Genomic DNA, 4134 nt, shown 5'->3' with positions numbered 1-4134 from the left:
CTCATTCATTCAAAATATTTGCACCCTGTGCGCAAAGAATTGATAGAAGAACGATTGGGCTTGATCAAATCTCAACTTAAGACCTTAGAAAAAGAAATTAAGCATCATTTGACTAAGGAATCCAAAGAGTATCAAGATGTGAGTCAGAAAATAGAGAATGTCCTGTCGATCCCAGGGGTTGGTCATACTGTAGTTGCTACAGTATTAGCAGAAACTGATGGTTTTGCCAAAACAGATAGTGTTCGCCAGTTGATTTCCTATGCAGCATTAAGTATTGATCATTCAGAGTCAGGAGATATGAAAGGTAAGAGTAGGATGAAAAAAAAGGGGAATAAACGTATTAAAAGCGTATTATTTTGTCCTGCATTCTCTTCAATCAGGGTTTCTGAGGATATAAGAGCTTTTTATGATAGAGTTGCACAAGGTAGAAATGGTAGGGCTGCAACACTAGCGGTATGCCGCAAAGTACTTACGCTCATATATACATTATGGAAGAATGATACTTCTTATGACCCAAACTATATAAAGAAAGGGGCGACGAGCTGCCCCTCCTAAAATCTAAAAAAAATTATATTCAAATACTTGCTTTTGTACACAGTACCTCTGCTTTAGCTAAACTGATCACTGTCTGAGCGAAGCGAGTTTGAGCAGTTTCGGCGTAGTAGCACAGATTTAGGCGAAACAAACTACAGCTGCGGTGCTTGAACTCTCCGAGAGCAAGCTCGGAGCTGCGAGCCGAACTTGATTCGGAGGGTTTTTGGTTACTTTTTTAACCTGGAGAAAAAAGTAACGGCTGATAGATACCCGAATCATTATATTTTATTAGCTTGTTTGCTGACTGGTATATTATTTTATTAAACAAGTTTTTGACCTGCGAAAGGTCAGTTATTTAAACAGCTATAGTTGCTTTGAGGCAACTATAGCTGTTTTTTTATGAAAACAAATACGATAAAATATTCAAAGAAAGTGTAGAAAAGTTTTTTCTTTCGTTTGGCTAAACATAAACAAGACAACACATGAAAAGTTATTAGGTATTTACTCTCCATTGGGTAGCCTGCGTTGCGCATACGCCCTGAGAAATTTTCGGATATACTTACGTCCTTTACGGCTTAAGTCCCACTTGTTAATCCCTCTATCCTTCTCTTGTTTACCCAACACTACATAATAATCCTGGTCTCGCCATACTGCCCTATCATCACCCATTCTGTATATACTCCAGCCATTTGATGTAAAAAACCAACCTTCAGGAGTACCTCTTTCCTGATCGGTCAATCCTTCGTGAAAAATCATCAATGCCCACATTTTACGGCTAAGTACCAACTCTACCCTGTCTGACACATACACCACACACAGGTAGTCCTCACGCCAGCTTGGTTTTTGTCTTTCCTGTAAGGTATTGTTCAAGGTGCTCACTTTTACATTGCCCGGATACTTTGTCTTGTGTGCGTCTAGTGCAGCATATACATCGATAGTATCATTCAACAAACGTGGTTTAAGCTGGTATTTATCCAGTAAGATGTCTAACCTGTTTTGAATTTGTCTAAGTTCGGGTAAGTCGTGCTTCTTTTCCCAAAAGGACAATTCTTTTTTTTGGTTGCTACAGCTCAACAGCAAAAACATCCACATCACATAGCTTATTTTTTGAAAGATTTTCATCATTGATCTATGGCTTCTTAATTAGTATTCAATTGTTGTTCGTTTCGTATATTTTGGGCGTTGCTTTTCAACAATAGCCACTCTTGATTGCATAATATAAATAAAAAACCGCTATGCGTTTTATGTGCACACAACGGTTTTTTATGATTTTCTTTCACTTCCTGGGTCTACTTCTTGTCAGAAGGGAAAGTAGTTTGGCTGTCTATTTTCTTAGGGTATACATTGTTTTTACGATCAATGTCTGCCATCAACAGACTTGGGTCAATTTCTATTTTGGCAATATCACCTCGTTTGCGGTCAATGGTTAAACTATAAGTGGGGAATGTCCAGGGCCAGTCAGGTTTAATGGTACGTTTCATATTCTTATCGTCCTGGGGCTTTTCACCACGCATGATCCGCAACGGCATGTAGTATTTTTCTTTGCTGCCATCGTTGTAGGTCACTACTACCTCTATTGGCATGGGCATCTTGCCTATGCGCTCCAACACTACCTCGGTTTTATCGCCTTTGTCCTGTACTGCTTTTATACCATAGTCTATAGTATGAGTGCTCAACACCCAATACTCACGGTACCAGTCTAACTCTAGTCCTGACACCTTCTCCATTACTCTTACAAAGTCTATGTCGGTAGGGTGTTTAAACTTCCAGGCATTAAAATACTCCAACATTCCCTTGGCTGTATTTTCTGCGCCAATGATATAGTTCAGTTGATTTACAAAAATACTTCCTTTGGTATAAGCCGCCGCACCATAAGCAAGGTTGGTGTTAAAGTGGTCAGCGTGGGTAGAAAGAGCCTCTTCTTTTCCTGACTCCACCAACTTTCGGTAGCTACGATAACCGCTGGGGTTTAATTTTACATTACCCCTAAACAAGTGCTGCATGGTAAGGTTGGTTACATAAGTATTGAATCCTTCGTCCATCCAAGAATACAGGCTCTCGTTGGTACCCAATACCATCTGATACCAACTATGTACCATTTCGTGTACTGTTACCCCTACCAAGCTACCCAGCTGTCGTTTTCCGGTAATGAGCGTAGCCATGGCGTATTCCATTCCACCATCACCACCTTGTATTACTGAATATTGCTTATAAGGATATTGACCAAAATTCTTACTTACATAAGTCATCGCCTTGGCGGTATAGTCAGGTAGTTTTTTCCAGATGCTTTTGTAGCGATCTGCGAGGCTTTTCTTATAAAAGAAGTGTAAAGTAACCCCATGAGGTCCTGGTGCAGTATCGTGAATGTACTCTTTGTCGGCAGCCCAGGCAAAATCGTGTACATTGGGCGCTTTGAAATGCCAGGTAAGCTTGGCACCTTTGTCTCTTTTTACTTTCTTGGTGGTATATCCGTGCCCTATTTTTTCCGGGTTTTGCAGGTATCCTGAAGCAGCAATTACATAAGAAGAGTCCATGGTAATTTTCACATCAAAATCGCCCCATACTCCATGAAACTCACGACCTACGTAAGGGTTGGCATGCCACCCCTGGTGGTCGTACTCGGCAAGTTTAGGATACCATTGAGTCATAGAATAAGCTACTCCTTCGCGGTTATCACGTCCCGAGCGACGGATTTGCTTAGGTACTTGCCCTTCAAACTCCATCTCAAAAGTGGTTTTCTTTCCAGGCTGAATGGCTTTGTTCAACTTTACTTCAAGTATAGTTCCTTCTACTTTATAAGTAAGGGCTTTGCCATCTTGTTTGAGTGACTTAATTTTCTGGTAACCAATTTCGTTAGGTTTAAGGTAAAAAATACGATCTGTTACACGTCCGTCGGGGTCTTTGATGGTACGCGAGCGCACATCCATCATACTACCTGGCTGAAAAGCATTGAAGTACAGATGATAAAAAACCTGCGTCAGTTCATCAGGCGAGTTGTTGGTATACACTATTTTTTGTTTGCCTGTAAAACGATGAGTAGTTGCATCGAAATCAATCTCCATCTTATAGTCAACCTGCTGTTGCCAGTAGCCGCCCGAACGTTGTGCATAAGTTTGAGCCGTGCCGATTAGCAGCAACAACCACCCGTATATTATGTATTTATTCATTATGATATAAAAAATTAATTTATTGACAACCATTACTTCTTTCTGCTTTGAGTAATACAGCAACAAGTGCTTAGCCATAAGCTACAAGCAAGCCTAAACTAGCGCATAACACCACCAACCTACTTGATTAGATATGCTCAATTATGCGTTGGGGCTTAAACTGACAAACTGGAACAAAGTACTGAACATTGATAACTTGTTATTGTTTGTCGTTTGTAGCTAATCACTTGTGGTTACTTGTCTACAGAAAGTTTCAAAGCTCAAGTTTATATAATTTTATCTGCAAAAACGAAATTGTGGTAAAATTAGCAGGATTTGTCACGGATTTAGCAAAAACAATTGACTACTCAAGCAAGTAATAGACTTCTTGCGAAAGTGTTTTAAGCAGCATTTGCATTTACGAAAGTAGCAATCAGTGTCGCTCTTAGACCAA

General features: G+C 40.0%; 3 protein-coding genes. 1 reads left to right on the top strand and 2 read right to left on the bottom strand.

Features of this window, described 5'->3' with window-relative positions; genetic code table 11:
* On the top strand, positions 1–555 hold a 555-nt coding region (locus Q0954_RS33090; RefSeq protein WP_299466063.1), incomplete at its 5' end, for a transposase.
* 480 nt (positions 556–1035) lie between these two features.
* Here the strand turns inward: Q0954_RS33090 and Q0954_RS33085 are convergent.
* Together Q0954_RS33085 and Q0954_RS33080 are read right to left on the bottom strand one after the other, a co-directional pair.
* On the bottom strand, positions 1036–1659 hold the full coding sequence (locus Q0954_RS33085; protein WP_299466060.1) for a hypothetical protein: 624 nt from the start codon (positions 1657–1659) through the stop codon (positions 1036–1038).
* 164 nt (positions 1660–1823) lie between these two features.
* Positions 1824–3779: a M1 family metallopeptidase gene (locus tag Q0954_RS33080; protein ID WP_299466057.1), complete on the bottom strand. Its 1956-nt coding sequence runs from the start codon at positions 3777–3779 to the stop codon at positions 1824–1826.
* Positions 3780–4134: the final 355 nt, after the last annotated feature.

It is taken from the genome of uncultured Microscilla sp., from assembly GCF_947493425.1.
Taxonomy (GTDB): Bacteria; Bacteroidota; Bacteroidia; order Cytophagales; family Microscillaceae; genus Microscilla.
The sequence above is the reverse complement of the archived record's forward strand: the minus strand, read 5'-3'. Positions and strand labels throughout refer to the sequence as shown.